This window comes from Actinoallomurus oryzae (genome assembly GCF_039541955.1).
GTDB lineage: Bacteria > Actinomycetota > Actinomycetes > Streptosporangiales > Streptosporangiaceae > Actinoallomurus > Actinoallomurus oryzae.
On the sequence record NZ_BAABHF010000016.1, the window covers coordinates 385,269 to 411,842 of the forward strand.

Sequence of the window (26,574 nt, forward strand, 5' to 3'; positions counted from 1 at the left end):
GACACGCGCAGTCCTTTGCTCACTGATCGCTGCCGACTTCATGATGCCATCGACGGTGCACGCTTGGCCAATCCTCGATAAGAGCGTGAAACCTGGGATAACACCCTTGACGCCTTGGCATGTTAACCATACGTTCCGGCATGGAAAACGTTTGCGCATTTGCGCATCCGCGCATGCCGTGGCCGGAAGGCCAGCACCGAGGAGATCCATGTCCCGTATGTCCTCGTCCACCGCCGGAGTAGGCCCGGTCCGGCTCGGACCGCAGGCGCGAGCGGCGCTGCGCCCGACCGAGGCACCGGCGGTGACCGGCGGCTTCTGGTACGACCGACGCGTGATCAACGCCCAGGTCTGCATCCCCCAGGGTCCCCGGTTGCTGGAGTCCGCGGGCAACCTGCACAACCTGCGCCTCGTCGCGGGTGAGACCGAGGGCGCCTTCCGCGGCGACTACCCCTTCCAGGACACCGACGTCTACAAGTGGCTGGAGGCCGCGTCCTGGCAGCTCGCCCAGGACGCCGTGGCCGGCCGGGACACCGGCGCGCTGAACGCCGAGGTCGACCGCATCACGGCGCTGGTCGCCGCGGCACAGCAGGAAGACGGCTACCTCAACACCTGGTGCCAATCCGGCCGGGGCGACGGCCGGTACAGCGACCTGCGGTGGGGTCATGAGCTGTACAACGCCGGCCACCTCATCCAGGCCGCGATCGCCCACCACCGCGCCACCGGGCGTACCGAACTCCTCGACGTGGCCCGCAGGTTCGCCGACCACATCGGCACCGTCTTCGGGCCCGCCGGCAGCGGCCGGCCGATCGACGGGTTCGACGCCCACCCCGAGGTCGAGACCGCGCTCGCCGAGCTGTACCGGGAGACCGGCGACCGGCACTACCTCGACCTGGCCCGCTACTTCGTCGACCGGCACGGCCACGGCCTGCACGGTCACGAGGCGTACTGCCAGGACAGGGTGCCGCTGCGCGAGGCCGAGACGGTCGAGGGCCACGCCGTACGCCAGTTGTACCTGCTCGCCGCCGCCGCCGACCTGGCGATCGAGACCGGCGACGAGTCTCTCGCCGCGGCGGGCGTCCGGCTGTGGCACGCCATGGCCGCCACCAAGACCCACCTGACCGGCGGTGTCGGCGCGCATCACGAGGAGGAGGACTTCGGCGACCCGTACGAGCTGCCGACCGAGCGGGCGTACTGCGAGACCTGCGCCGCCGTCGCCTCCATCCAGTTCGGCTGGCGGATGGCCCTGCTGACCGGGCAGGCCCGCTACAGCGACCTGATCGAGCGCACCCTGTTCAACGGCTTCCTCGCCGGGATGTCGCTGGACGGCGAGAGCTGGCTCTACGTCAACCCGCTCCAGGTGCGCGACGGTCACGTCGACGAGGGCGGCGACAAGTCCTCCCGCCGGACTCGCTGGTTCCGCTGCGCGTGCTGCCCGCCGAACGTCATGCGCCTGCTCGCCGGCCTGGAGCACTACTTCGCCTCCACCGACGGCCGGGGACTGCAGATCCACCAGTACGCCTCCGGCGTCTTCCACGGCGAAGCCGATGGGGCGCCGTTGAATGTGAGCGTTAACACCGACTATCCGTGGCGAGGTCGTACCGCTGTCACCGTCGAGCGGACTCCCGGCACACCCTGGACGCTCTCGTTGCGAATCCCGCAGTGGTGTACCGAGTACGCCCTCGGTGGTGTCGCCACCGACGCCGAGGTCCAGGACGGATGGCTGCGGATCCACCGATCCTGGACCACCGGTGACGAGGTCGTTCTGGACCTCGACCTCGCTCCGCGCCTGGTGTCCGCCGACTCACGAGTGGACGCGGTACGGGGCTGTGTCGCGATCGAGCGCGGCCCGCTCGTCTACTGCCTCGAACAGGCGGACCACCCCGGCGGGGGCCTCGACGACGTCGTGATCGACGCCGCCGGCCCGCTCACCGTCAAGGAACGCCCCGACCTGCTCGGCGGGGTCGTCACCATCGGCGGCACCGGGTACCGGCGGTCTCTCCCCGAGCCGGGCTGGTGGCCGTACGTCCCCGCCGGTTCGTCCCAGGCTCCGGGCACCCCTCTGGAGCTGGTCGCCGTGCCGTACCACGCATGGGCCAACCGCGCCGTCGGCAGCATGCGCGTCTGGCTGCCGACCTCCTGACCGGCCTTCCCCACTCTCTACGAGGTGACCATGAGACATCTGCACCGCACCCTCATCGCCGCCGTACTCGCCACCGGCACCCTGACGTCCGCCGCCGCGTGTTCCTCCTCCAGCGGGAGCGACTCCGGCGGCTCGGCGTCGGGCACCTACACCTTCTGGGATCCGTACCCGCAGTTCGACGACTCCTCCGACTGGGCCAAGCGGGTCACGGGCTGCGGTGCGCAGGCCGGTGTCAGCGTCAAGCGCACCGGAATGGACACCACCGACCTGGGCAACAAGGCTCTCCTCGCCGCCCAGCAGGGCAACGCTCCCGATGTCATGCTGGTCGACAACCCGGTCGTCTCCACGCTCGTCCAGGCCGGCATCCTCAACAAGGCGAGCGACCTTGGCCTGGACACCTCCGCGGTCCAGCCGAACATCATCGGTGCGGGAACGCTCAACGGCGCCGCGTACGGCGTCCCGATCGGCGCCAACACGCTGGCCCTCTACTACAACAAGAACGTCCTCAAGGCCGCCGGCGTCGACGCCGCGAGCATCAAGGACTGGGCCACGCTGACCTCCGCCCTGCAGAAGATCAAGGCCACCGGGAAGAAGGGCATCACCTTCTCCGCCATCGGCACCGAGGAGGGCAGCTTCCAGTTCCTGCCCTGGTTCTGGGGCGCCGGCGGCGACCTGACCAAGGTGAACGCCCCCGCCGGAGTGGCGGCGCTGTCGCTGTGGAAGAGCTGGGTGGACCAGGGACTCGCACCCAAGGACGTCCTCCAGAACACCCAGACCACGAGCTGGCAGGAATTCGCCACCGGCAAGTACGCCTTCGGGGAGAACGGCACCTGGCAGCTCGCCAACGCGGCCAAGGCCGGCTTCCCATACGGGGTCATCAACATTCCCGGCGAGCACGGCGGCTCGGCGCCCGTGCCCACCGGCGGCGAGTTCGTCACCGTGCCCGTGCAGAAGAGGACCGGGCGCTACGCCGTCAGCACGAAGATCGTGAATTGCCTGGTCAGCCCGGCGAACCTGCTGGCGACCGACACCACGCTGTCCTACGTCGCGCCGACCGCAGCGGTGCAGAAGCAGCAGGTCCAGCAGGACGCGGCGCTCAAACCGTGGGTCTCCGCGGTGGCCGCGGCCCGCGGGCGTACGAGCAACGGCCTTGGCACGAGGTATCCCGTGATCTCCCAGCAGCTGTGGGCCGCGGTCCAGTCGACGCTGTCCGGCGGCAAACCCGCGCAGGGCGCCCTCGACACGGCACAGCAGGCCGCCGCCGCCCACAGCTGACCCTTCCGGCGCCGAAGCAAGGAGCTCTGCATGACCCTCGCCCGAACCGACCACCCGCAGCAGTCGCCGGCCGCGGTCCGGGCGACCGCAGGCTCCAGGACGCCGCACCGCCGCGTACACCGCCGGAAGAGCCGGCTCACCGCCTGGGCGTTCATGCTGCCCCTGGTGATCTACCTGGCCGCGTTCTACGTCTATCCGCTCTACCGGAACCTGGACCTGAGCATGCGCCGTTACACGGTGCGGTCCTTCGTCGAAGGCGACGCGCCGTTCGCCGGCTGGGCCAACTTCGACCAGGTCCTGCACGACCCGACGTTCGGGCCGGCGATCCGTAACACCCTGGTGTTCACGCTGGTCTCGATCGCGGTCCAGTACGGAGCGGGGCTCGCCCTGGCCGTCTTCTTCAACCGCCACTTCCGCCTCTCCGGCCTCCTGCGAGCCCTGTTCCTGGTCCCCTGGCTGCTGCCGCTGATCGTGTCCTCGTCCACCTGGGCGTGGATGCTCAACAGCGAGAGCGGTGTCATCAACTACGCCCTCCACTTCGTCGGCGTCTCCCCGGTCGACTGGCTCGGCTCACCCCACTGGGCCCTCACCTCGGTGATCATCGCCAACATCTGGATCGGCATCCCGTTCAACCTGGTCATCCTCCACAGCGGGCTGCAGAACATCTCCCCCGACCTGTACGAGGCGGCCGCGCTGGACGGTGCGGGAGCGTGGCAGCAGTTCCGGCGGCTCACGTTCCCGCTGCTGCGGCCGGTCACGATGGTCGTGCTGCTGCTCGGCTTCGTCTACACGCTCAAGGTCTTCGACCTCATCTGGATCATGACGAAGGGTGGTCCCGGGGACTCCTCCTCGACGCTGGCCACCTGGTCGTACCGGCTCGGGTTCGGATCCCTGCTGCCGCAGTTCGGCCCCGGCGCCGCCGTGGGCAACGTCCTCATCGTCATCGCCCTGGTCTTCGGGCTGCTCTACATCCGCATACAGAGGAGGCAGGAGGCATGATCGGACGACGGCGCGGGATCCGGGTCACCGCGATCGGCATCGTGCTCACGGCCCTGATGCTGTTCCCCGTCTACTGGATGGTCAACGTCTCGCTCACGCCACAGCGGGACATGCGCAAAAGCCCGCCGGACCTCCTGCCGCGGCACCCGACGTTCGAGGGCTACCGGGCCGTCCTGCACGACCAGTTGCCGTACCTGCTGACCAGCCTGCTCATCGGTCTCGGCACCGTGGCGCTCACGCTGGTCCTGGCCGCTCCGGCCGGGTACGCGCTGGCCAAGCTGCGCCCGCGCGGCGGCGGTGCGCTCGCCCTCGCGTTGCTGATCGCCCAGATGATCCCGGGGATCGTCATGGCCATGGGGTTCTATGGGATCTTCCTGAACCTCGGGCTGATGAACACCTGGTGGGGACTGATCGTCGCCGACTCCACCATCGCCGTGCCGTTCGGTGTCCTGATCTTCCGGGCGTTCATGTCCGGCGTCCCCGACGAACTCCTCGCCGCCGCGCGCATCGACGGTGCCGGAGCGTTCCGTACGTTCTGGTCCGTCGTCCTCCCGGTCAGCCGGAACGCGCTGGTCACCGTCTCCCTGTTCAGCTTCCTGTGGGCCTGGTCGGACTTCGTCTTCGCCAACACCCTCGACGGGGGTGGTGACCTGCGCCCCATCACGCTCGGCATCTACCACTACATCGGCAACAACAACCAGGAGTGGAACGCGATCATGGCCACCGCCGTGGTCGCTTCGGTGCCCGCCGCACTCCTCCTCGTCCTCGCCCAGCGGTACGTGACCGCCGGTGTCACCGCCGGAGCCGTCAAGGACTGATCTTCCGCCGGCCTCGCCCCCCACCCGGAGTGTCCCCATGAAGAAGAGGACCCGTCTCGCCCTGCTCACCGCCGCGCTCACTCTGGCCCCGGCCTTGACCGCCGCGCCCGCACACGCGGCCACCACGCTGGTGGTCAACGCCGGCTCCGTCCTACGGCCGGTCACCCACGTCGCCACCGGCTCGTTGTACGGTCTGGCCAACGCCTCCACGCCCTCCGACACCCTGGTCCAGCAGATCAAGCCGAACACCTTCGTGCAGATGCCCGCGGGCGGCCACCAGCAGGGCTCCGGCGACATCCTCGTCGTGGCGCCGAAGGCGGCCCGCGCGGGCGCGAAGGTCGTGGACCGCCTGTCGGACTACTACGCCGGCTGGCCCTACCAGTTCAGCTGGTCCAACTGGATCAGCGTCGTCGACCAGCAGATCTCCCAGGTCAAGGCATCCGGGATCACGAACCTCGCCTCCTGGGAGCTGTGGAACGAGCCCGACGGCACCTGGCTGTCCTCCAACGGCAGCTTCGAGAGCTTCTGGACCACGACGTACCGGGAGGTGCGGTCCAAGGACTCCCAGACGCCGATCCAGGGACCGAGCTTCTCCGACAACATCGGCGACATGCAGAACTTCCTGCAGAACGCGGTGAACACCAACACGGTCCCGGACATCATCTCCTGGCATGAGCTGTCGAGCTCCTCCAAGATCGCCGGGGACATCTCCACGGTCACGAACATCGAGCGGAACCTGGGCATCACCCCGCGCCCCATCGCGATCGAGGAGTACGCCGCGCCGTCCCAGGTGGGCATCCCCGGCGCGTTGATCGGTTACATCGCCAAGTTCGAACGCCTCGGCGTGCACGACGCCGAACTGGCCTTCTGGAACCAGTCCGGCGCGCTCGGCGACCTGCTGACCGGCCAGGGCGGCTCACCGAACGGCGCCTACTGGCTCTACAAGTGGTACGCCGACATGAGCGGCGACATGCTCACCACCACCCCGCCCGGCTCGACCGGCCTGGACGGAGCCGCCGCCATCAACAGCGCGGGCAACCAGGTCAGCGTCATCTTCGGCGGCGGCTCGGGCTCGACCGCGGTCACCGTGAACGGCCTGGGCTCGGCGTTCGGCGGCACGGTCCACGCGAAGCTGGAGTACACCCCGTCGAACGGCCGCACCACGGCGGTGGCCGGCCCGACCACCATCTCCGAAGGTGACTACGCCGTCTCCGGCGGATCGGTCACCGTGCCGGTGACGATGAACTCCGCCTACGGCTACCACCTGGTCCTGACCCCGGGCAGCGGTTCCTCCTCACCGTCCGGCCCGTACCGGATCACGAACGTCAACAGCGGCCTGGCGCTCGACACCCAGAACTCCGGAACGGCCCAGGGCACCCTGGTGGACCAGGCCACGGTCAACTCCTCCAGCAACACCCAGACCTGGGTCCTGACGCCGACCGGCTCCGGTCTCTACAAGATCGCCAACCAGGCGAGCGGGCTGCTCCTAGGCATCACGAACATGAGCACCTCGGACGGCGGCACCGCTCTGATCTGGGGCGACAACGGCACGGCCGACCACCTGTGGCAACTGGTCGCGGACGGTAGCGGCCATTACAAGATCATCAATCACAACAGCGGCCTGCTGCTGGGCGTCACCAACATGAGCACCTCCTCGGGCGCCCAGGTGATCCAGTGGGACGACAACGGCACCGCAGACCACCTGTGGACCCTGACGGTCCGCTGACGTCCTGGCTCCCGTGCGGACGGCGGCCGCCCCGAAGGGTGGCCGCCGGGTCGGCAGGCGGGCCCTACGTGGCAGCGGGGTCCGTCCGCCTGCCGGTGGCGTAGGGCCGGTTCGGGCCGGTCAGGGCCTGGTGTCAGCGGGGGGTGAAGTCCTGGTTGTTGCCGGCCGCGTTCTTGCACGGCCACTGGTCCAGTTGCTGACCCGCGTTGCTTCCCGCGCCGTAGACGTCCAGGCACAGGCCGCTGTTCTGGTTCTGGAACGCCCATGACCCGTCGGACTGCGCCACCGGCCGCCACATCGAACTCGCCGCGCCGTTACGCGGCTGCTGCACGATGTCCGGGACGCCCTGTGAGGTCGAACCGCCGGCGACCGCCACCACCTGACCGGAGTTCTGCGCCTGCAGCTCCCCGTAGCCGTTCGAACCGGACACGAACTGGAACTGCTGGTTCGACTGCCCGTTGCAGGACCACTGATCGATCGCCGCACCCGCGGTACTCGTATTGCCGAACACATCCAGGCACAGGCCGTTGTTACCGACGACCAGCCGGTGGTAGCCGCTCGGGTACGAACCACCGGTGCCGCCGCCCTGCCCGTACCCGGCGGAGGTGATGTTGGCCTGGACGGCGTTCTCGGTGGCGTCGGAGGGGTAGCCGGAGGTCATGACGCCTTCGTAGAACGTCCCGGCCGAGCCTTTGCTGTTGTCCCCGCCGATGCCCAAGATGATGGCGCCTTCTTTGTGCATGGGGTTGTAGCCGGAGACGTTGGGACGGACACCGTCGTAGAAGGTGGACAGGCCCCCGGACTGGGCGTTGCCGCCGCGGATGGCCCAGTGGTTGGGCTGGCCCTTGATGATCGCGGTGGTGTACCGGTGGTTCACCGTGGGGTCGTTGGCGTTGTAGCCGGCATTGACACCGGAGTACAGGCCGTTCTCCATGTCGGCCATGATCCACGGACCGTTGCCGGTGCCATAACCCCAGACCCGGATGTTGCCGAAGTAGATGGCCTCCATGTGCCCGTTACCGGTGTCGTTGTTACTGGTCTCGGCATTGCCGTAATCGAAACAACACCCACCGTTGTAATGCGTGCCATCGAAGATCGCATACATCCCCTCGGCCGCGTCCCCGGTCGCGATGCCCGAGGTGTGGTCATTGCGGTAACCGGTACCCGGAGCCACATAGACGCCGTACGCCTTCTGCCCGCCGACCGTGGTGGGAGCCGCGGTCGCGTTCGCCAGGTTGTCCGGCCCACCCGCCGCACCACCGCCGGGCGCCTGGGTCAGGTTGTTCCCCCGCCCCGACTGGTCATAGATGATCGTGATCACACAACTCGTCCCCGAACAGAACGAGTCCTGCGTGGCGGCGTTGGCGACCCCACCGGCACTCAGCACACCGATGTCCCGGGTCGCGTTGTCCGACGAACGCCGGACCTGGTACAACGGCCCGCTGTACGAGGCGTACAGCGCACGGGTCGTACTGTGCGCCGCCACGCAGGGGGTGCCGCCCGCCGCGTAGATGTCACAGGGCAGCGACGCCGCCGACGCGGTGCCGGTGAGCGCCGACGTGCCGAGGGCGAGCACGGCCGCCGCCGTGGCCGTCAACGACACGGCGACCGGTCGCAGGCGGGTGGGAAGTGGGGACATGAAAGGGACCTCCGTCAGTCGTGGATGGGGGTGACGCACGCCCGGCCGACCGGGTGGCCGGGCGCCGGCCGGACGCGTCGTTCACCCGTCCGGCCGGCGTCTGCGATTGGGCTGATCAGCCGGTCCAGGCGGTGCCGTTGAGCGCGAAGTTCGCGGGCGCCGGGTTGCCGCCGTTCCAGGAGCCGTTGAACCCGAAGCTCGTGCTGCCGCCCGTGCCCAGGGCACCGTTGTAGGAGACGTTCTCGGCGGTCACGTTCGACCCGCTCTGGGTCACCGTGGCGTTCCACGCCTGAGTGACCTGCTGGCCCGCGCCGAAGGACCAGGTCAGCGTCCAGCTCGACACCGGATCACCCAGGTTCGTCACGCTCACGTTCGCGCCGAACCCGCCCGACCACTGCGAGCCGATCGTGTACGTCACCGAGCACCCGCCGTCGCCCGGCGGCGGTGACGAGCCTCCCCCGCCGTACGGGACGCCGCCGCCGAGCGCGGACAGGACCGCGTCGTAGGCGGGCTTCTTGTTGCCGCCGCCGTCGAAGAGCAGCGGGTTGTCACCGCTGCGCCAGGAGTCGCTGTCGCGGATGCCCCACACGGTGATGCCGGCGCAGCGCGAGACGTTCACGCACGCCTTTACCGTGTTGGAGTAGGCGGTCGTCGGCGCCTGGGCGATGTCGAGCTCGGTGAGCTGGACGTCGACACCGAGAGCGGTGAAGTTGCTCAGGGTGGTCGGGAAGCTCGCCGGTGGGCCGCCCGAGCCGAAGTGGCTCTGGAAGCCGACGCAGTCGATGGGCACGCCGCGGGACTTGAAGTCCCTGACCATGGCGTAGACGCCCTGGGTCTTGGCGTCGGACCAGTTCTCGATGTTGTAGTCGTTGTAGCAGAGCTTGGCCGAGGGGTCGGCGGCCCGGGCGGTGCGGAACGCCTCCTCGATGAAGCCGTTGCCGAGCACGTTCTGGAAGACCGAGCCGCGGTGCTGGGTGCTGCCGTCGGCGAACGCCTCGTTCACCACGTCCCACGCGTAGATCTTGCCCTTGAAGTGCGTCATCTCGGTGGTGATGTGGTTGTCCATCACGCTGCGCAGCGTGTTCGCGTCGGTGATGGAGCCGACCCAGCTCGGCAACTGGTTGTGCCACACGAGTGTGTGGCCGCGCATGCGCTGCCCGTGCGCCTGCGCGTGGTTGACGATCTGGTCGGCGGGGCTGAAGTTGAACGAGCCGCGGGACGGCTCGGTGGTGTCCCACTTCATCTCGTTCTCCGGGGTGATCATGTTGAATTCCCGGTCGAGAATCGTGGCGTACGTCGAGTCGCCGAGCCGGCCGGCGGCCACCGCGGTGCCGAAGTAACGCCCGGACGCCGCGGCCTGGGCGCCCAGCGTGGTGGCGGCCCGCGCCGGCGAGGGCACGAGCACGGCCGCCCCCGCGACCGCGACAGCGGCCGACAGCACCGAGACGAGCGCCCGTACCCGACGGGGTCGGAGCGAAGGTTTCATGATCGAGGTCCTCTCATCGGCCACCCTCCTGATGTTCGGCATCTCGAACAAAATGCGAGATATTGGAATTGGCTCCAGCCGGGAGTATCCGGGCGGGCCGGGCGAAGTCAAGGAATTGTCGATTGGGCGCCCCGAGTGACCCGTTCGGGTGCTGGTAGCGACCATGGCGCGCATGAAAGAAAATGAAAGATGACGCGGCAATGAACACCTATTGCGAGCCTCACCGGGTCGACGTACGAATAATCAAAGCGCTATGCCGCTCATTGGAGCGAAGCGAAGACCAGGATTCCCATGACAGGAGTGCCGGTGAGAAGACTCAGAGCCGCATGCCCGTCCCGGCCTTTCCTCCGCGGGCTCGCCGGAGCCGCGGGGCTGGCCGCGGCCGTCCTCGTCCCGGTCGGCACGACGCCCGCCTCGGCCGCCACGTCCGTCGACGTGTCGGTCGACACGAGCCGTTCGCTGGCCTCGATACCGTCGGCCGCGGTCGGCATGAACGTGGCCGTGTACGACGGCTACATGAACGACTCCCCCGTGCCCGGCCTGCTGAAGGACGCCGGGATCGGCGCGGTGCGCTACCCGGGCGGCTCGTACGCCGACATCTACCACTGGAAGACCAACACCACCGACGGCGGGTACGTGGCGCCGAACACCGACTTCGACTCGTACATGGGCACGGTCCGCGCGGCCGGCGCGCAGCCGGTCATCATCGCGAACTACGGGTCCGGCACGCCGCAGGAGGCCGCGGACTGGGTGCGCTACGCCAACGTGACCAAGGGGTACGGCGCCGAGTACTGGGAGATCGGCAACGAGGTCTACGGCAACGGCGAGTACGGCTCCTCGTGGGAGAACGACACCCACTCCAGCAAGAGCGCGACCACGTACGCCCAGAACCTGCTGCAGTACGCCACCGCGATGAAGGCGGCCGACCCCACCATCAAGATCGGTGCGGTGCTGACCACCCCGGGGAGCTGGCCGGACGGCATCACCGGGCCCGGTGACGGCGCCGACTGGAACCACACCGTCATGTCGATCGCCGGCTCGAAGATCGACTTCGTGGTCGTGCACTGGTATCCGGGCGGCGACAGCCCCGCCGACCTGCTCACCAAGCCACAGGCGCAGATCGGCACCATCACCGCCACGCTGCGCTCACTGATCAACCAGTACGCCGGCGCGAACGCGCCCAACGTCGGCATCGCCGTCACCGAGACCAACTCCACCATCGACAAGGACACGCATCCGGCCGCGCTGTTCGCGCCGGACGCCTACCTCACCTGGCTGGAGAACGGCGCGTTCAACGTCGACTGGTGGAACCTGCACAACGGCTCCAACGGCACCAGCACCGTGAACGGCGCCACCGACTACGACGATGAGGGTGTGCTCTCCAACGCCTCGGGCAGCGAGCCCGCCGCCGAGACGCCGTTCGCGCCCTACTACGGCATCCAGATGTTGACCAAGCTCGGCGCGCCCGGCGACACGCTCGTCCCCGCGACCGGCGGCCAGTCGCCGCTGACCGTGCACGCCGTCAAACGGGGCAACGGGGACGTCGACCTGCTGTTCGTGAACAAGGACCCGTCGAACGCCTACACCGCGAACCTGTCCTACAGCGGCTTCACCCCGTCCTCGGCCACGCCCACCGTCTACACGTACACGCAGAACGCCACGTCCATCACCTCCACGACCGCCGGCAGCGCCACCAGCCAGACGATTCCGGCGTACTCGCTCGTCGTCGTCCAGCTCCACCCGGGCGGCGGGGGCGGCGGCAGCGCCTGCAAGGTCGACTACACGAAGAACGAGTGGCCGGGCGGGCTCACCGCCGGCGTCACCGTCACCAACACCGGGACCAGCCCGGTCAACGGCTGGACACTCGGGTTCGCCTTTCCCGGCGACACGAAGGTGACCAGCGCCTGGAACGCCACGGTGACACAGTCCGGAACGGCGGTGACCGCGAAGAACGCGACGTACAACGGCACGATCGCCGCGGGTGCGGCCGTGTCGTTCGGGTTCCAGGGCACCTGGGCGAGCGACGACGCCGCCCCGACCGCCTTCACGCTCAACGGCACGACCTGTACGACCGGCTGAGCCGTCCAGCGGAGGGAAGGATCGCGGGCCGGCGGTTGACTCACCGCCGGCCCGCTCGCCTCGAACAAATCGTGGTTTCTACGAGATGACGCCTGGCATCGAAGAATGGACGTTCTTCGGCGTGCTCCATCCATTGGAATCGCCGATATCCGGGTTCGTCGAATAGGAGGCGTCAGCGGTCTGGAACATCAGATACCAGCCTTTTGCGGCCACCTCCGGCGCGCGAACCGTTCACGATGCCGAACAGGTGACGGTGAGGGAGGAGGCGGCGCCGCCGGCGGTGAAACCGACCTGAGTGGAGCCTCCCGGTGACAGCGCGCCGTTCCACGACGCGTTGCCGACCGTCGCGGTGGATCCGCTCGTGGTCAGCGTGCCGTTCCACAGCTGGCTGATCGATACGCCGGCGGGCAGCGAGAAGGTGAGCTTCCAGCCGTTGATCGCCGCGCTTCCGGCGGTGACGGAGATCTGCCCTTGGAACCCGCCCTGCCAGGAGCTCGTCGTCTGGTACGCCGCCGCGCAGCCGCGGTCGCCCGGGGGGTTCGGGTCGGATGACCCCGGCGGGTCGGGGGCCGTGCGCGCGAGGTTGTAGGCGAGGTCGGGCACGAAGCTTCCGGCCGCGTAGACGCAACCGTCGGCCTCACCCGGCGGTTTGACCCACAGGTAGCCGTCGATGTTCTGGTCGCCGGTGTCGAGGGTGGGGTAGGTGCCGATGCGGTGGTCGGTGTTGTCGTCGCCGCACCAGTCACCCGCCGCGCCGACCGCGCCGCCGTCGCGGCTGGTGTCGATGATCTGGTGCTTGCCGGAGATTCCCTGGGACTGCAGATAGGAGATGATCGCCCGGCCGTACGCCGCCTCGTTGGACAGCGGCTGGAAGTTCGACACGTCGGTGAAGAATCCGTCGGCGTACTGGACGCCGGCGGCCTTCAGACGGCTGCCCTGCTCGCCGGCGGAGTTCCAGGCCGAGTGGCCCCCGTCGAGGTACACCTTGACGTTCGCGTCGGCGCGTTTGATCGTCTGTACCGCCTGGGAGATCGCCTGGTCGCGGGCCGTGACCTCCGAGCCGCTCAGGCAGCTCTGCAGGGCGAGCGCGTCGGTTTCCAGGATGACGATGACCGTCCGGCCGCCCAGCCCGTTGGCGAAGCCCCCGATCCACTGCTGGTACTGGCCGAGGTCCGGGGCCCCGCCGGCGCTCGCGCCGCCGCAGTCGCGGTTCGGGATCTCATACACCGAGAAGACGGGGATCTGGTTCGCGGCGTTCGCGGCGTTGACCACACCGGAGACCTCAGAGGTCACCGTGCCTGGGTCGAAATTCGACAGCCAGTGGGCCTGCGGCTGGCTGGCGATCTTGTCGCGGATGACGGGCGTGCGCACGTCGCCCGGGTTGGCCTGGACCCATCGGACCGCCTGCGAGGTGGGATCTCGGTAGAGGGTCCCGGACAGCGTGCCGGCCTGGGCGTCGCCGACGCCGAACAGTCCGGCGGTGATGGCCGCGCAGGCGACGGCCACCGCGGCAGTGGCCGCCTTCCAGCGGCCGCCGCCCCAGAGATGATCACTCATCATCCGTCCTTTCGGTGGGATTTCGCCTCGCCGGGCGGCCGTGGCCGGACCCGCCGGGCGCGGCCCGGAGCCGTGGGTCAGCTCCGGGTCCATTTCTGGTCGCTTCCGCCGTTGCAGGTCCACAGGACGATCCGTGTGCCGTTGGCGGTTCCGGCGCCGCCGGCGGCGAGGCACAGGCCGGACTGCACGCCGACGACGGTGCCGTCGGCGTTCACGTTCCACTGCTGGTTGGACTGGCCATTGCAGTCCCACAGCTCCACCTGCGTGCCGTTCGTCTGCGAGGAGTTCGGTACGTCGAGGCAACGGCCGGCGGCGGCGTTGACCAGAGCCGACGTCGAGGGCGGCGGTGAGGATCCGCCCCCGAACCGGGTGAAGAAGCTCCAGACCACTCCGGAGGTCCAGGTGTGCCAGCCGTCGCAGGTGCACCCGTCGATCGGGCCGGGGTCATGACCCGCTCCGTCAAACGCGGCCCAGACGACCGGATAGCCGTCCCGGCACCCGGAGTAGGCGGTCACGATGTGCGTCAGGCTGCCATAGGCCGGCTCAGGCGGGTTCTGCGCGGTGCAGCCGTTGTCGCGGACGAACGTGTCGCGCAGGGCCCGTCCCGAGGAGATCGGCAGGACGTTGTCCCTGATGCCGTGCAGCCCGATGTAGGCGACCGGCTGCGTACCGCCGCTGCATCCGCTGAGGTTCGCCCCGGAGTAGACCGCGACCGCGCGGAAGACCGCCGGCCGGGCACAGGCGAGCGCGTACGTCATCGCACCGCCGTAGCTGAAACCGGAGGAGAAGATCTGCGTCGTGTCGACGCACAGGCCCGCCTCGAGCTGCCGGAGCATGTCGTCGACGAAGGTCACGTCCTGGCCACCGGAGTTGGCCCAGCCGTTGTCGAGGCCCTGGGGCGCGACGAAGATCGTGTTGTTGCCGTCGCCGTCCGCCAGGCGACGCAGCCCGTAGTAGGACCAGTTGTAACCGTCGGTTCCACCGGAGTCGACGTCGTTGGCGGTGCCGCCGGCCCAGTGGAACCCGAAGACCAGCCGGTAGGGGTGGTTGTCGTCGTAGCCCGCGGGCACCCGCAGGATGTAGCTGCGGTTCTGGCCGCTGCTTTGAATCGTGTGCGTACCGCTCGCCGGCGCGGGCCCATGGCCGCATCCGGCGGTCGCCGCGGCGGGGCGGACGGCCGTGGACGACGGGGTTCCGTGGTAGCCGCTGCCCAGCGCCGTGCCGCCCATCGCCAGGACGACGAACGCCGCGACCAGCGTGGGTATGAGGAGTGATCTGGCTCTCATCTGATCTTCCTTCATCCGGGGAGTTCCCGGACGCCGCGTTCGACCGGCGTTGTCGCTGCTTGAGTCGAATCGATTCGCGAAATCGGTTCGACCGGAGATTATGACTCGAGGGAAGGCCGGTCAACGTTCCGTTGTCCACGCTTTCCCACGGAACGGCTTCGAACGGCGTGCGCCGGAGATTCGCCCTGGTCAGCACGGTGATGGCGAGCCCGGTGACCGGGCTGGATCCCGGCGTTCTTTCACCGCGGTTTTCATCGGGCCGATGAGCGTACGGCGGCCGGACGGTCGGTTGCCGGCTCGTCGCCCGGGAAGCGGAAACGCGCGCCCGGCGTACGGCGACGCCGGGCGCGCACCCGTCAGATCTCGGTCGGGGAGATCAGCTGGGCAGGGTCCACTTCTGGTTCGTCCCGCCGTTGCAGTCCCAGATCTCCAGCTGGGTGCCGTTGGCGGTGCTGGAATTGGGGACGTCCAGGCAGCGGCCGGACTGGACGCCCTTCAGGGTCCCGTCCGACTGCGGCGTCCACTGCTGGTTGGTTCCGCCGTTGCAGTCCCACAGGCCGACGAGCGTGCCGTTGGCCGTGCCCTGGCCGGTGACGTCCACGCACTTGCCGCCCGATCCGCCGAGCCGGAGCTGGCCGTTGCCCCACCACCAGGTCTGGGCGGCGCCGCCGTTGCAGTCCCAGATCTGGATCTTGGTGCCGCTCGTGGTCGAGCCTCCGTCGTCATCGAGGCACTTGCCGCTCAGGCCGGACCTGACCGGGCCGATGTGCTGTTGCGAGGCGCTGCCCGGCGTCAGGGCGAAGTTGTCGAACTGGTCGGTCTGGTAGCCGGTGACGCCGAGGCCGGGCTGACCGTTGGTGTAGGAGGCGTCGGTGGCGCTTCCCACGGTCGTGCCGTCGACGGCGGCGGTCAGCGTGGTGTCCTGCAGTTGCAGCGACAGCCGATGCCACCGGTTCAGCCCCAGCGCCGTCGTCGTGCCGCTCGCCAGCGTCGTGAAGTGCCACGAGGTGTCGCTCCTGACGATGGACCACTTCCCGGTGTCACTGACCCGGAAGTGGTAGGCGTTCAGACCGCCGTTGTTGGTCGCCTGCACGTTGGCGCGGCCGAGCAGCTCGACGCTGCCGGACTGTTCCAGCATCGCGTCCGCGGCGACGGTGTAGTTGCTCCACGACCCGTCACCCATGATCGTGTACGGGGCGTTGTAGGCCTCGCCGGTCCAGCGGATCGGGCTGGTCGGGGCCATCTGCCGTACGCAGGAACCGGATCGGCCACCGCCGCAGGCCACGCGCTGGAAGGCGCCGTTCATGTCCGCGAAGTACTTCGGGGACGTGGTGGTGGCCGCCGTCTCGAAGTCGTCGGAGTACGGCAGCGACATCGCGGCGGCGTCCGGCGAGGTCGCGGTGCCCTTGCCCTGCCCGGTCGTCGTCGTCACGGAGTAGACGTAACCCGGCTGGAGCGTCAGGGAGTACCTCCCGCCCGACGGGGTGACGTCCGTGGCGTGCACGAGGTGGTCGGCGGAGTTGGAGGAGTTCACCTTCGTGCTCCACACGTGGACCTGGCCCGTGGACAGCCCGCCGGCGACGGTGAAGTTCGCGGTCTGCGCTGCCGTGGCGTCCATCGTCTCGATGACGGTCGTGTAGTCGGAGTTGTTCGTCGACTTCAGCGTCACGTAACTGCCGTTCGCCCGGTTGCCGCCCAGGAAGCCGCTCCCGGAGTCGATGTAGTGCCAGCCGGGCGCGGTGAACTGGGTGGTCTGCGCGGTGACCCACGTCGTCCGGCCGATGGAGTAGCTGCCCGACCACGGCTGCGCGGCGACCGACATGCCGTCGGTGGCGTAGTGCAGGTTCGGGTACAGCGCCGCGATGACCGGCCAGTTGATGTAGGAGGTCATCCGCCCGTCGATGTAGTCACGGTTGATCGCGCGCGCGACCGCCGGGGCGCCGCCGTCGGCGTCCTCCGACCCGTTCTCACTGGCCCACAGGGGTTTGCCGAGGTTCTGGGCGTTGGAGGTGCTCGGGCAGGAGGTGAAGGCGGTCATGTACCCGCAGGGGTAATGCGTTCCGACGATGTCGACGGCGTTCCGGAACGCCGAGTCAGAAGCCATGGCGTCCGCGACGTCCCACCCGCTGTCCGCCGCGACGACCTTGATCGAGCTGTAGCCGTCGACGTTGAGCGTGGACTTGAGCTTCTCGTACCAGGTCGCGTTCCAGCCGCGTTCGTTCCAGCCGCCGAGGTAGTCGATGGTCAGCCCGTGCTGCTTGGCGCAGCCGAGCCACGACATCAGGTAGTCGATCATGTCCTGGGACCAGAAGTTGCCGCCGCCGATCCACCCGGGCGCGCCCCAGGCGAGGCCGTACAGCTTGATGTTCGGGTTGCGGGCCTTGGCCTGCTCGGCCAGCCACCACTCGTATCCCTGGCCGCAGTCGACCGCGCCCCTGGTGTGCTCGTGGCTGGCCTCGGCGCCGTCGGTGGAGTTCGTGTCCCCACCGATCTCGATCTTCAGCGTCTGCAGCGCGGCGCCGTACGACGGCTTGAACAGGTAGTCCAGCAGCCGGCTGCGCTGTGGTTCGGGATAGTCGGCCAGCAGCCGGGAGTTCCCACCGCCGCCGCTGATGGCGCCGACACCGTCGAAGACCCGGCCGGATCCGGACCCGTCAACGGTGATCGACGTCGAGACCGCGGCGTGCGCGGGAGGCGCCAGGGTCACTGCGGCCAGCAGGCCCATGAGCAGGATGAGGACGGCGAACAGTGGAGTGCGATGTCGTGATGCTCGGATCATGCCGACTCCTTGCGGGGGCGTAGGGGGAATTCGTCAGCGCGTTGCCGGACAGGTCAGCGGGGAGAGAAGTCCTGGTTTGTGCCGGGGGCGTTCTTGCACGGCCACTGGTCCAGTTGCTGGCCCAGGTTGCTGCCCGCGCCGTAGACGTCCAGGCACAGGCCATTGTTGGCGTTCTGGAAACTCCAGGACCCGTCGGACTGCTGCAGCGGCTTCCACATGCTGCCCGAGGACCAGTTCCGGGCCTGTTGCACGATGTCGGGCGTCCCGGAGGCCGTCGAGTTGTTCGCCACCGCGACGACCTGGCCGGAGTTGCGCGCCTGCAGTTCGCCGTAGCCGTTCGCGCCGGGCACGAACGTGAACTGCTGGTTGGTCTGGCCGTTGCAGGTCCACTGGTCGATCGCCGCGCCCGCCGTGGACGAGTTGCCGTACACGTCCAGGCACAACCCGTCGCTACCGATCACCAACTGGTGCTGATCGGTGGGGAAGGCGCCGCCGTTCCCGCCGGAGCCGTAGCCGGCGGCGGTGATGTTGGCCTGGACCGCGTTGTCGGTGGCGTCGGACGGATAGCCCGCGACCATGGCGCCCTCGTAGAACGTGCCGGCGCTGAGGTTCGCGCCGCCGCCCGGCTTGCAGCAGTCGCCGCCGCTGCCGAGGACGATCGCTCCCTGTTTCTTCATGGGGCTGTAGCCGCTGGGCAAGGGGCCGTTGTACATGGTGGTCAGGGAACCGGCCTGCGCACTACTGCCCTTGAGGGCGAATCCCGTCGAGCCGTTGTTCTTCAACATCGCCGTGACGTAGGGGCTGGTGAAGGCACGCTGAGCCGGGTTCCAGGACTGGCTGCCGCCCGGGTACAGGCCCCATTCCAGGTCGGCCTGGACCCAGGGCCCGTTTCCGGAGCAACCGCCGAACCAGCACGAGGTGCTGAAGTTGATCGCGTCCATCGCGCCGGCGGCGTCGGCCTTCCGGGTCGTCTCGCTGTTGCCGTAGTCGAAGCAACAGCCGCTGTTGACGTGTGTTCCGCTGGTCACCATGTACTCGCCCTCCGGCGCGCTGCCGGTCGGGACGCCCGTCAAGTGGCCGTCCCGCCAGTAACTGTTGCCGGGGTTGATGTAGAGCGAGTACGCCTTGTGGCCGCCCACCGTCAGCGACTCGGAGGTAACCTTCGCCGGGCTGCTCTGGCTCGATCCGGGCACCTGGGCCGATCCCTGGTACCACAGGTCGTTTCCGTGTCCGGACTGGTCGTACACGACGGTGATGACGCAGGTCGTGCCCGCGCAGAACGAATCCTGCGCGGCGGCGTCGGCGACGCCGCCCGCGCTCAGCACGCCGATGTCGCGGGTCGTGCTGTCCGAGGCTCGCCGGACCTGGTAGAGGTGGCCGTTATACGCGCCGTACAGCGCGCGGACGGTGCTGTGCGCGGCGACGCAGGGTGTGCCGCCCGAGGCGTAGATGTCGCACGGGCCGGTGCCCGCCGCCGACGCGGGTGCCACCCAGGTCAGCACCGCCACGAGCAGGGCCACGAGCATCGCCGGCAGGGCCGCCGCGGCGCTCAGGCCACGAGCCGCCCGGCCCGCGAGGAGAACGGGTGAATAGCGCATGTCCCGCTCCTTATCCGAGGGTCCATTGCTGGTTGGACCCGCCGTTGCAGGTCCACAGCTCCACCAGGGAGCCGTTGGCGGTGCCGTGATCGGTCACATCCAGGCACAACCCGGACTGCACCCCGGTCACCGTCCCATTGGAGTTCAGCTGCCACTGCTGATTGGCCGCGCCGTTACACGTCCAGGTCTCCACCTTCGTCCCCGGGGACGTCTGGTCGGCATAGGCGTCCAGACACAACGTCGCACCACCACTGACGACCGTGAGCTGACCCGACGAGGTGTACGTCCAGACCTGGTTCGCCCCACCCCAGCAGTCATAGATCTGCACCTGAGTACCCGGAGTCGCACTGGCGTTCGGCACGTCCAGGCACCGGCCCGACCCCACCGCGTGCAGCTCACCGGTGCGGGTACCGGTCGAGGAGCCGCCGAGCGCGGTGACCGTGGCGTTGTAGGCGGGCTTGGGCTGGTAGTTGCCGTCGTACATGGTCGCGGCGCCGTACCCGGGGAAGGTGCCGTTGATCCATGAGTGCCCGTCGTCGACGCCCCACTGGGAGACGCCCACGCAGCGGGAGACCGCCAGGCACGCCCTGACCACGGTGCCGTAGTCCGTGGCCTGCTGCTGCAGTGTCGAGCTGGAGGCCGGCAGCTGGATGCGGTCGTCCAGCTCCGTGATCGCCACGTCCAGTCCGAGAGCCGCGAACCGCTGCATGTTCGCCTGCAGGGAGGAGGGCACCTGGCCGACGATGAAGTGGCTCTCCAGCCCGATGCCGTTCAGCGGCACGCCCTGGGACAGCAGCGACTGCGCCAGTGAGTACATGCCGTTGCTCTTGGCGTTCTGGCCCTCGATGTTGTAGTCGTTCAGGTACAGCTTCGCGTCCGGGTCGGCGGCGTGCGCCGTACGCAGGGCGTCGGCGATGTAGTTCGTGCCCATCGCGTTGTAGAACACGTCGTGGCGCAGGGTGCCGTCCTCGTTGAACGGCTCGTTGACCACGTCCCAGGCGTAGACCTTGCCGTGGTAGTGCGTGGCCTCGGTGGTGATGTGGGACTCCATCACGCCCTGCACCTGGTTCAGCGGCAGGCCGCTCACCCAGCCGGGAAGCTGGGCGTGCCAGACCAGATTGTGCCCGCGCACGCGCATGGAGTGCGACTGGGCGAAGGAGACGATCTGATCGCCGGGCCCGAAGTTGTAGCCGCCGTTCGACGGCTCGGTGGTGTCCCACTTCATCTCGTTGCCCGGGGTCACCATGTCGAACTGGGTCCCGGCGATGCTCGTCTCGGACCCGTTGCCCAGGTCGCCTCTGGTCAGGGCGGTGCCGAAGTAACGGCCCTTCGCCTCGGCCAGCCCGCGTAACGTGGCCGCCGCCCCGGCCGGAATCGTGGTGCAGAGCGCCAGGACCACCGCGATTACCGCAGCGGCGACCAGGCCGATCTTCCTCGTCGTCATGTCTCGACCTCTTCTGCCGTCAGGCCGCGGTGATGGTCCACTGGTTGTTGGTGCTGGAGTTCGGCGCCCAAAGGACGGTGGTCGACCCGGCCGTGGTGCTGCCCGCACCGTCCAGAGCCGTGCCGGTCCCCCGGTTGATGATCTGGTAGCGCCCGTTGCCGAGGCTGTTCAGCCGCCACTGCTGGTTGTTGCCGCCGTTCCAGGCCGCCTGGAGGCAGCTCGCGCCGTTGGCGGCGTTGCCCCAGCTGTCGGCGACCATGCCGTTGGTCCGGTTGACGATGCGGTAGTAGCCCGTGCCCAGGTCGACCAGCTGCCACTGCAGGTTGGTGCTGCCGTCGTAGTTCCACTGCTTGAGCACGGACCCGGAGGCGACGTTGCCGCCGCTGTCCAGGACCAGGCCGCTCGTGACGTTGGCGATCCTCACCCAGCCGGTGAGGGTGCCGCCTCCGCTCCCCAGGACGGGGATGGAACCGGAGAAGGTCAGCTTGACCACGTACGCCAGGGCGCTGTACGGCGCGGACGAGGGCATCGAGATGTGCAGGCCCGATCCGTCCTGGCTTCGGGTCGGCAGGTCGATGTACGACCCGGCCGTGGCACCCAGGAGCCGCACCGAGCTCAGGGTGCCCAGGTTGATCCGGCCGGAGGCGAGCGTGGTGATGTTCAGCGTGGTGCCCGGCCAGCCCAGCACGGTCGCGTACAGCACCGTGTCGTCCTTGCTGCGGGTGAACCGGATGTCCTGGCTCGTGCCCTCACGTGGCGTGGTGAACGATCCGCCGCCCATCTGCGTCGGGCCCTCGCCGTAGGCGGTCCAGGCCCGGGTGGCGTAGACGGACTCGCCGAACCGCCCCAGGTGGTCCCCGATGCCGCGCAGGATCGTCTGCTGTCCGGACGGGATCGTGCCGTCCGCCATCGGCGCGATGTTGAGCACCATGGTGCCGTTCTTGCTGACCCGGTCCAGCAGCGCGTGCAGCAGCGCCTTGGTCGAGTAGTAGCCGATGCCGACGGTGTAACACCAGCTCGAGCTGGAGACGCTGTCGTCGGTCTGCCAGTACGGGGACTGGAGCCCGCCCGGTCCGCCGCGTTCGAAGTCGTAGACCTCGCCCTTGTTGTCGAAACCGTCCTTGTAGGTGGCGACGACGTCCTTGTTCCAGGCGACCGCCTGGTTGTAGTAGTACGCCAGAAAGGCCAGCCGTTTGGACTCGTCGACCAGGTTCAGGTCGAAGTCCTGGTAGATGATGTCGGGCTGGTAGCCGTCGATGATCTCCTTGAGCTTGTCGTACCACAGCTGGTTCTCCGCGGCGCCGCCCAGCTGGCCGTACAGCTTCTTGAGCGTGGTCGTCGACTGGGCCGGGACGTGGTCGTAGTAGCCGTTGAAGTGGTACGCGTGGTGCAGCGAGACGTACAGCTTCAGGCCCTTGGACCGGATCGCGTCCGCGTGCAGGCGCAGCAGGTCCAGCCGGGGACCCTTGGCGACGGAGTTCCACTCGTTCGCCGTGCTGTTCCACATCGAGAAGCCGTCGTGGTGTTCGGCCACCGGTCCGGCGAATTTCGCTCCGGCGTCGGCGAACAGCTGCGCCCACGCGTTCGGGTCCCAGTTGCCGCCGGCCGAGGTCAGTTTCGGCGCGAACTGCACGTAGTGGCCGGCCTTGTCGCCGGCCCCGTTGATGAAGTTGTGGAACGGCCAGACCGACGGATCGCCGTAGGTCGCGATGTGGTGGCTGTTCTCCGCCGAGCCGGAGATGTACATGTTGCGCGGGTACCACTCGTTGCCGAACGCCGGGACGCTGAAGACGCCCCAGTGGTAGTAGATGCCGAACTTGGCGTCCTGGTACCACTCGGGAGCCGGTGGGTGCTGGTCGACCGACGCCCAGCTCGCGGTGTAGCTGCTCGGGCCGGCGGTGGCGTCGGCGTCGCGGACCCACAGCAGGCTCGCGGCGGCGGCCACCCCGGCCGAGGCGAGCAGCCGGCGGCGGCTCAGCTGGAACGGTGACGATGAGGAGGACATGACGGGGACCTCTCAGGGCAGGGGGAACACGGACCGATCGGAGCGGGGCGTGGGTCAGGAAAGGGTCATCCGAGCGTCCATTGCTGGTTGGATCCGCCGTTGCAGGTCCACAGCTCCACCAGGGAACCGTTCGCGGTCGCGGCGTTGGTCACATCCAGGCACAACCCGGACTGCGCACCGGTGACCGTCCCGTCGGAGTTCAACCTCCACTGCTGGTTGGCCGCGCCATTACAGGTCCAGGTCTCCACCTTCGTCCCCGGAGACGTCTGGTCGGCGTAGGCGTCCAGACACAACGTCGCACCACCGCTGGTGACGGTCAGCTGACCCGACGAGGTGTACGTCCAGACCTGGTTGGCCCCACCCCAGCAGTCATAGATCTGTACCTGAGTACCCGGAGTCGCACTGGCGTTCGGCACGTCCAGACACCGGCCCGACCCCACCGCGTGCAGCTCACCGCTGCGGGCGCCGGTGCCGCCCGATCCGTAACCGGCGGCCGTGATACTGCTCTGCACCGCGTTCTCGGTCGAGTCGGACGGGTAGCCCTTCGTCACGGCCCCCTCGAAGAACTCGCCGACACCGCTGGTGCTGTTGTCGCCGCCGGTGCCCAGCAGGATCGAACTGTCGACACGCATCGGGGAGTAGCCGTTCGGCAGGGCGCCCGAGTACGGTGTCGTCAGCCCACCGCTGGCGGCATTCCCATATTTCAACGTGAAATTACTCGTGCCGTTGTTCTTCTCCCAGGCGCTGACGAACGGGAAATGCACTCCCGAGTTGTTCGGGTCCTTGTTGGAGCCGGTCCCGGTGTGGTACATGCCGTTCTCCAGGTCGGCCTCCACCCACGGCCCGGTACCCGTGCATCCACCGAACCAGCACGCGGTACCCCACTCGATCGCGTTCATCGTCGCGTTACCGGTGTCGGTGTGGGAGTTCTCGCCGCTGCCGTAGTCGAAACAGCACCACTGGTTGACATAGTTCGACGAGGTCACCATGTAGATGCCCTCGGGCTGTGAGCCGGTCGGCACCCCGGCCGCGTGGTCGATCCGGTAGCCGACGCCCTGCGTGACCTTGATCCCGTACGCCGGGTGCCCGCCGACCGTCACCGGCAGCGCCATCGCGTCCGCGCCGACGTCCGCGCCGTTCGGCCCGGGGCCCTTCCAGTAGCCGCCCCACGAGATCGGTAGATCGTTGTGGTTGCCGGTCTGGTCGTAGATCTTCGTGACCGTGCAGGAGGTGCCCGAGCAGAACGAGACCTGCGGGGCCGCGTCCACGTAGCCGCCGGCCGACAGCAGGCCGATGTCGCGGGACTGCCCGTCGGAGGAACGTTTGATCTGGTAGAGCGGACCGTTGTAGGACGTGAAGAGCGCCCGCGTCATGCTGTGCGCCGCAGCGCACGGTGTGCCACCCGCCGCGTAGATGTCACACGGCAGCGACGACGCCGCCGACGCGGCGGGCGTGCCTGCGGGTGTACCGAGGCCGAATAACACCAGCGCCAGGGCCATCAGGGCCAGCGCGATCGGTCTGGCTCGCCATCGAGTGGCGGAGACCACGGACATGGAACCATCTCCGTTCGAGGATGCCGTCAGGTCGGGGAAGGGGTCAGCGGGGGGTGAAGTCCTGGTTGGTGCCGGGCGCGTTCTTGCACGGCCACTGGTCCAGCTGCTGGCCCTGGTCAGCGCCGTTCCCGTAGACGTCCAGGCACAGGCCACTGTTGCTGTTCTGGAACTCATAGGAGCCGTCGGACTGCTGGATCGGCTTCCACATGCTGCCGGCCGACCCGTTCCGGGCCTGTTGCACGATGTCCGGCGTGCCGGCCGTCGTGGACCCGTTCGCCACGGCGATCACCTGACCGGAGTTCTGCGCCTGTAGTTCCCCGTAGCCGTTCGACCCCGCCAGGTACTGGAACTGCTGGTTCGACTGGCCGTTGCAGGACCACTGGTCGATCGCCGCACCGGCCGTGGAGGAGTTGCCGTACACATCCAGGCACAACCCGTTGTTGCCGACGACGAGCTGGTGGTAGCCACTCGGGAAGCCGCCCCCGGTCGACTGCGCGGGGGTCAGGTAGATGCCGAAGGCGTCGTGGGAGGCCTGGAAGGTGACGGGCACCGTGACGGAACCGCCGGAGGTGCTCACGTTCTGGCTGTAGACCACCTGCCGCGAGCTCAGTGACGACTGGTCCGGGATCCGGTACACGGTGACGTTGACACTGCCGTTGTTCGCCAGCCAGGGCACCGAGGACAGGCCGTTGAACGTCACGGACGCACTGCCGGTGTACCCGTTCGAGTCGCCGATGACGGCGACGGCTCGCTTGTTCGAGCTGTCCTCGGCGGCGGAGATCGCCGTGCTTCCGGTCTGCCCGGACGTGGAGACCAGGGTGCCGGTGAGGTCGGCGTAGGTGCGGAACGCCCACCAGTTGCCCGTGGTCGTATAGCTGCTGCCGTTCACGCCGAGAATTCCGGTGAGGTTGGGGATCAGGCAGCAGACCCAGTTGCCGCGCATCGCGTTGGTGTAGCCGGACTGCGCGAAGCGGGCGAGGTACCAGGCCGTCACGCCGGCGGTCTGCCGGTCCGCGGGCTGGTACTCGTTCGCGGACAGAGGCCGGCGTGCGATGCCGGCGGCGTCCAGGTCGCCGTTGATGGCCTGGGACACGGTCACGGGGTCGTCGACGTCGCCCTCGTCGTGGTTGGTGATCTCGTCGGGCACCGTGCCCGCGGCCTTGACGTGGGCCAGCCACGTCTGCCACTCCCCCGGGTTCCCCAGCGGCGTGAAGGCGAGCGACGGCCCCACGATCTTCGCGTTCGGCGCGATGCGCCGGATCTCCCGATAACCGGTGTCCCACATCTGGAAGTACTGCGCGCTGTTCATCCCGCGCTTCCAGAAGACGGAGATGTCCGGCTCGTTGTAGATGTCGTAGGCGAAGGTGAGCCCGGACGCCTGGAGCGCGCCCACCGTCGCGTCGATGAAGCTGACCCAGTTGGAGCAGTTTCCGTTGTCGCAGGGGTAGGTCGTGTCCGACGGCTGCCCCCCGTCCACGCCGTAGAGATCGCTCACGATCACCTGGTACTCGGCGTTGTAAGGCGCCTTGGTGAGGCGCTTGGCCTGCGAGATCACCGCGTTGACATCCGTCTGGGTGCCGGAACCGTACTGGTAGCCGTCCCCGATCCACCCTCGGGTCACGTGCCCGCCGCCGCGGTACGCGTTGGGATGGAGCGATGACAGGTACTGGTCGGGCGGCTGCGAACCATCCTGGTTGAAGCCGTAGAGGAAACCTTGGCCGACTCCGGTCGCCGCGCCTCGCGTCGCTGCGAGATTCACGCTCATCGACTCGGCGGCCGAGGCGCTCGGAGCGTTCACCGTCACGGGGATCGCCAGCGCCAGGACCATTGCGCCCAGCGCCACCAGGCGGCCGAGCCGTGCTCTCGTACTCATCGATCGTTCCTCCGGTCCGGGGTTCGTCCGGATGCGATGGGATGGGAGGTAGAACCGCGGCCGGGCCGTTCGCGGGCACCACAGCCGCGTCCTCGACCGGTTCGTGCGGTCGCGGCTGGAGCGCATCCGGGCGGAGCGGTACGTGTGCGGTGGCGGGTAGGGCGGACTCGCCACCTCGGGGTGGTGGCGGGCTCCGATGGGGTTGTCGGATCGACTGGCCGAATCGGTTCGAGCGGATGTTACGACCGCGTTGAGAGGCGGTCAATGGCGGGTTACACGCCGTCGGCGACGACGCCGCGGCGCGCCGTGTCCGCACT

At 68.5% G+C, this 26,574-nt stretch carries 17 protein-coding genes; 7 read left to right on the forward strand and 10 right to left on the reverse strand.

What is annotated here, in order from left to right:
• The first annotated feature begins 208 nt into the window (after positions 1-208).
• The 5 genes from ABEA10_RS12355 to ABEA10_RS12375 are packed head-to-tail and all read left to right on the forward strand — an operon-like array spanning position 209 to position 6,958.
• Positions 209-2,140, forward strand: coding sequence for a glycoside hydrolase family 127 protein (locus ABEA10_RS12355; protein ID WP_345461944.1), 1,932 nt, complete (start codon positions 209-211; stop codon positions 2,138-2,140).
• Between the two features lie 30 nt (positions 2,141-2,170).
• Positions 2,171-3,415, forward strand: a complete 1,245-nt coding sequence (locus tag ABEA10_RS12360; protein WP_345462221.1) for a sugar ABC transporter substrate-binding protein — start codon at positions 2,171-2,173, stop codon at positions 3,413-3,415.
• A 30-nt stretch (positions 3,416-3,445) separates the two neighbouring features.
• The gene (locus ABEA10_RS12365; protein WP_345461947.1) at positions 3,446-4,414 is read left to right on the forward strand and encodes a carbohydrate ABC transporter permease; all 969 of its coding nucleotides are present in this window, start codon (positions 3,446-3,448) and stop codon (positions 4,412-4,414) included.
• Entirely contained in the window at positions 4,411-5,232 is an 822-nt protein-coding gene (locus ABEA10_RS12370; RefSeq protein ID WP_345461950.1) for a carbohydrate ABC transporter permease, read from the forward strand. The genes ABEA10_RS12365 and ABEA10_RS12370 overlap by 4 nt, the downstream gene beginning before the upstream one ends.
• A gap of 37 nt (positions 5,233-5,269) precedes the next feature.
• Positions 5,270-6,958, forward strand: coding sequence for an RICIN domain-containing protein (locus ABEA10_RS12375; RefSeq protein WP_345461953.1), 1,689 nt, complete (start codon positions 5,270-5,272; stop codon positions 6,956-6,958).
• A gap of 133 nt (positions 6,959-7,091) precedes the next feature.
• Here the strand turns inward: ABEA10_RS12375 and ABEA10_RS12380 are convergent, their stop codons facing one another.
• Positions 7,092-8,597, reverse strand: coding sequence for an arabinofuranosidase catalytic domain-containing protein (locus ABEA10_RS12380; protein WP_345461956.1), 1,506 nt, complete (start codon positions 8,595-8,597; stop codon positions 7,092-7,094).
• A 115-nt stretch (positions 8,598-8,712) separates the two neighbouring features.
• On the reverse strand, positions 8,713-10,083 hold the full coding sequence (locus ABEA10_RS12385; protein WP_345461959.1) for a glycoside hydrolase family 10 protein: 1,371 nt from the start codon (positions 10,081-10,083) through the stop codon (positions 8,713-8,715).
• Here ABEA10_RS12385 and ABEA10_RS12390 point away from each other — a divergent pair.
• Positions 10,082-10,222, forward strand: coding sequence for a hypothetical protein (locus ABEA10_RS12390; protein ID WP_345461962.1), 141 nt, complete (start codon positions 10,082-10,084; stop codon positions 10,220-10,222). The two genes, ABEA10_RS12385 and ABEA10_RS12390, sit on opposite strands and share 2 nt — an antisense overlap.
• A 167-nt stretch (positions 10,223-10,389) precedes the next feature.
• Positions 10,390-12,162 (forward strand): cellulose binding domain-containing protein, encoded by a 1,773-nt coding sequence (locus tag ABEA10_RS12395; RefSeq protein WP_345461965.1) that lies wholly within the window; start codon positions 10,390-10,392, stop codon positions 12,160-12,162.
• A gap of 231 nt (positions 12,163-12,393) precedes the next feature.
• Here the strand turns inward: ABEA10_RS12395 and ABEA10_RS12400 are convergent, their stop codons facing one another.
• From ABEA10_RS12400 to ABEA10_RS12435, 8 genes are all read right to left on the reverse strand, one after another.
• Positions 12,394-13,719: a glycoside hydrolase family 6 protein gene (locus tag ABEA10_RS12400; RefSeq protein WP_345461968.1), complete on the reverse strand. Its 1,326-nt coding sequence runs from the start codon at positions 13,717-13,719 to the stop codon at positions 12,394-12,396.
• A gap of 77 nt (positions 13,720-13,796) precedes the next feature.
• On the reverse strand, positions 13,797-15,005 hold the full coding sequence (locus tag ABEA10_RS12405; protein ID WP_345461971.1) for a ricin-type beta-trefoil lectin domain protein: 1,209 nt from the start codon (positions 15,003-15,005) through the stop codon (positions 13,797-13,799).
• Positions 15,006-15,381: 376 nt separating this feature from the next.
• Entirely contained in the window at positions 15,382-17,784 is a 2,403-nt protein-coding gene (locus ABEA10_RS12410) for a ricin-type beta-trefoil lectin domain protein (protein ID WP_345461974.1), read from the reverse strand.
• Between the two features lie 53 nt (positions 17,785-17,837).
• Positions 17,838-19,382, reverse strand: a complete 1,545-nt coding sequence (locus tag ABEA10_RS12415; protein ID WP_345461977.1) for an arabinofuranosidase catalytic domain-containing protein — start codon at positions 19,380-19,382, stop codon at positions 17,838-17,840.
• 10 nt (positions 19,383-19,392) lie between these two features.
• Complete coding sequence (locus ABEA10_RS12420; RefSeq protein WP_345461980.1) at positions 19,393-20,826, reverse strand: endo-1,4-beta-xylanase; 1,434 nt, start codon at positions 20,824-20,826, stop codon at positions 19,393-19,395.
• A gap of 19 nt (positions 20,827-20,845) precedes the next feature.
• Complete coding sequence (locus ABEA10_RS12425) at positions 20,846-22,831, reverse strand: alpha-L-fucosidase (protein ID WP_345461983.1); 1,986 nt, start codon at positions 22,829-22,831, stop codon at positions 20,846-20,848.
• Positions 22,832-22,896: 65 nt separating this feature from the next.
• The gene (locus ABEA10_RS12430) at positions 22,897-24,384 is read right to left on the reverse strand and encodes an arabinofuranosidase catalytic domain-containing protein (protein WP_345461986.1); all 1,488 of its coding nucleotides are present in this window, start codon (positions 24,382-24,384) and stop codon (positions 22,897-22,899) included.
• Between the two features lie 43 nt (positions 24,385-24,427).
• On the reverse strand, positions 24,428-26,257 hold the full coding sequence (locus tag ABEA10_RS12435) for an RICIN domain-containing protein (RefSeq protein ID WP_345461989.1): 1,830 nt from the start codon (positions 26,255-26,257) through the stop codon (positions 24,428-24,430).
• Positions 26,258-26,574: the final 317 nt, after the last annotated feature.

Bases quoted from the DNA above. Each gene is read 5' to 3' on its own strand.
- ABEA10_RS12380 (WP_345461956.1), bottom strand. From the start codon at position 8,597: ATGTCCCCACTTCCCACCCGCCTGCGACCGGTCGCCGTGTCGTTGACG.
- ABEA10_RS12405 (WP_345461971.1), bottom strand. From the start codon at position 15,005: ATGAGAGCCAGATCACTCCTCATACCCACGCTGGTCGCGGCGTTCGTC.
- ABEA10_RS12430 (WP_345461986.1), bottom strand. From the start codon at position 24,384: ATGTCCGTGGTCTCCGCCACTCGATGGCGAGCCAGACCGATCGCGCTG.
- ABEA10_RS12425 (WP_345461983.1), bottom strand. From the start codon at position 22,831: ATGTCCTCCTCATCGTCACCGTTCCAGCTGAGCCGCCGCCGGCTGCTC.
- ABEA10_RS12420 (WP_345461980.1), bottom strand. From the start codon at position 20,826: ATGACGACGAGGAAGATCGGCCTGGTCGCCGCTGCGGTAATCGCGGTG.
- ABEA10_RS12365 (WP_345461947.1), top strand. From the start codon at position 3,446: ATGACCCTCGCCCGAACCGACCACCCGCAGCAGTCGCCGGCCGCGGTC.
- ABEA10_RS12360 (WP_345462221.1), top strand. From the start codon at position 2,171: ATGAGACATCTGCACCGCACCCTCATCGCCGCCGTACTCGCCACCGGC.
- ABEA10_RS12410 (WP_345461974.1), bottom strand. From the start codon at position 17,784: ATGATCCGAGCATCACGACATCGCACTCCACTGTTCGCCGTCCTCATC.
- ABEA10_RS12400 (WP_345461968.1), bottom strand. From the start codon at position 13,719: ATGAGTGATCATCTCTGGGGCGGCGGCCGCTGGAAGGCGGCCACTGCC.
- ABEA10_RS12370 (WP_345461950.1), top strand. From the start codon at position 4,411: ATGATCGGACGACGGCGCGGGATCCGGGTCACCGCGATCGGCATCGTG.
- ABEA10_RS12390 (WP_345461962.1), top strand. From the start codon at position 10,082: ATGATCGAGGTCCTCTCATCGGCCACCCTCCTGATGTTCGGCATCTCG.
- ABEA10_RS12415 (WP_345461977.1), bottom strand. From the start codon at position 19,382: ATGCGCTATTCACCCGTTCTCCTCGCGGGCCGGGCGGCTCGTGGCCTG.
- ABEA10_RS12375 (WP_345461953.1), top strand. From the start codon at position 5,270: ATGAAGAAGAGGACCCGTCTCGCCCTGCTCACCGCCGCGCTCACTCTG.
- ABEA10_RS12435 (WP_345461989.1), bottom strand. From the start codon at position 26,257: ATGAGTACGAGAGCACGGCTCGGCCGCCTGGTGGCGCTGGGCGCAATG.
- ABEA10_RS12355 (WP_345461944.1), top strand. From the start codon at position 209: ATGTCCCGTATGTCCTCGTCCACCGCCGGAGTAGGCCCGGTCCGGCTC.
- ABEA10_RS12385 (WP_345461959.1), bottom strand. From the start codon at position 10,083: ATGAAACCTTCGCTCCGACCCCGTCGGGTACGGGCGCTCGTCTCGGTG.